We start from the raw sequence: 2,319 nt of genomic DNA, 5'->3' as shown, positions 1-2,319 counted from the left end.
GGGGTGACGGCGTGCCTTTTGCATAATGAGCCTACGAGTTACTTTTACTAGCAAGGTTAAGCACTTCAGGTGCGGATCCGTAGCGAAAGCGAGTCTGAACAGGGCGCCATAGTTAGTAGTAGTAGACGCGAAACCGTGTGATCTACCCATGGGCAGGTTGAAGCTGTGGTAACACACAGTGGAGGACCGAACCCGTTGACGTTGAAAAGTCTTGGGATGACCTGTGGGTAGGGGTGAAAGGCCAATCAAACTCGGAAATAGCTCGTACTCCCCGAAATGCATTTAGGTGCAGCGTATACATAGTTTTATAGAGGTAGAGCTACTGATTGGATGCGGGGGCTTCACCGCCTACCAATTCCTGACAAACTCCGAATGCTATAAAATGTTTGTGTGCAGTGAGGGCATGGGTGCTAAGGTCCATGTCCGAGAGGGAAAGAACCCGGACCATCAGCTAAGGTCCCCAAGTGTGTGCTAAGTTGACAAAACGCGGTGGAACTGCATAGACAGCCAGGATGTTGGCTTGGAAGCAGCCATTCATTTAAAGAGTGCGTAACAGCTCACTGGTCGAGCGGTTCCGCATGGATAATAATCGGGCATAAGCACAGCACCGAAGCTATGGCTTCTATCTTATGATAGAGGGGTAGGGGAGCATTCCAGATGTGTCGAAGGTGGCCTGCGAGGTCTGCTGGAACGTCTGGAAACGAAAATGTAGGCATAAGTAACGATAATGCGGGCGAGAAACCCGCACGCCGAAAGACCAAGGTTTCCCCAGCTATGCTAATCAGCTGGGGGTCAGTCGGGACCTAACGCGAACCCGAAGGGGGTAGTGGATGGACAACAGATTAATATTTCTGTACCTGCTCACATTAAAAGTGACGGGGATGTGGCGTTGGTGCGTACTGACGGAATAGTACGTTGAAGGGAGCAGTGATGCCCCGATAGTACAGCGAGGCTTCGGCCAAGTTGATAATCCAGCTTAACATCCTCCGAGAAAACCAAGTGAAGCAGCCCGTACCGTAAACCGACACAGGTGGTTGGGATGAGTATTCTAAGGCGCTCGAGAGATTCATGGCTAAGGAACTAGGCAAAATAGACGCGTAACTTCGGGAGAAGCGTCGCCCCCCTCCGGGGGGGCCGCAGTGAAAGAGTCCAGGCGACTGTTTATCAAAAACACAGGGCTCTGCAAAATCGAAAGATGACGTATAGGGCCTGACACCTGCCCGGTGCTGGAAGGTTAAGAGGAGATGTCATCCGCCTCGGCGGAGAAGCATTGAATTGAAGCCCCAGTAAACGGCGGCCGTAACTATAACGGTCCTAAGGTAGCGAAATTCCTTGTCGGGTAAGTTCCGACCTGCACGAATGGTGCAACGATCTGGACACTGTCTCGGCCATGAGCTCGGTGAAATTGTAGTATCGGTGAAGATGCCGGTTACCCGCAGTGGGACGAAAAGACCCCGTGCACCTTTACTATAGCTTCGTATTGACCTTGGGCAACCAATGTGTAGGATAGCTGGGAGACTTTGAAGCTGCATCGCCAGGTGTGGTGGAGTCATTGTTGAAATACCAGCCTTTGTTTGTCCGGGGCCTAACTCTCTTTAGAGAGGACAGTGCGTGGTGGGTAGTTTGACTGGGGTGGTCGCCTCCAAAAGAGTAACGGAGGCTTCTAAAGGTACCCTCAATACGGTTGGCAATCGTGTGTAGAGTGCAATGGCACAAGGGTGCTTGACTGTGAGACATACAGGTCGAACAGGTTGGAAACAAGAGCATAGTGATCCGGTGGTTCCGCATGGAAGGGCCATCGCTCAAAGGATAAAAGGTACGCCGGGGATAACAGGCTGATCTCCCCCAAGAGCTCATATCGACGGGGGGGTTTGGCACCTCGATGTCGGCTCGTCACATCCTGGGGCTGGAGAAGGTCCCAAGGGTTGGGCTGTTCGCCCATTAAAGTGGCACGCGAGCTGGGTTCAGAACGTCGTGAGACAGTTCGGTCTCTATCTACTGCGGGCGTTAGAAATTTGAGTGGATCTGACTCTAGTACGAGAGGACCGAGTTGGACCGACCGCTGGTGCACCAGTTGTTCCGCCAGGAGCATCGCTGGGTAGCTATGTCGGGATGGGATAAGCGCTGAAAGCATATAAGCGCGAAACCCGCCACAAGATGAGATTTCTTTAAAGGGCCGTGGGAGATGACCACGTCGATAGGCCATAGGTAGAAGTGCAGTAATGTACGTAGCCGAGTGGTACTAATAGCCCGTTGGCTTGCGCTAACACTGTCCCGCAGCACCGAAAGGACTGCGGGATAGGACAACCTTTTTATTTT

The 2,319-nt window shown here is 52.3% G+C and carries 1 rRNA gene; it reads left to right on the top strand.

Annotated features, from left to right (window positions below):
- Window positions 1-2,266: ribosomal RNA gene (locus HCG49_RS18345) — 23S ribosomal RNA — on the top strand; the annotation flags it as partial.
- Window positions 2,267-2,319: the final 53 nt, after the last annotated feature.

The sequence above is a fragment of the Arenibacter sp. 6A1 genome (assembly GCF_012272855.1).
Taxonomy (GTDB): Bacteria; Bacteroidota; Bacteroidia; order Flavobacteriales; family Flavobacteriaceae; genus Arenibacter.
Note: the sequence above shows the minus strand (reverse complement) of the source record. Positions and strands in the feature narration are given on the sequence as shown.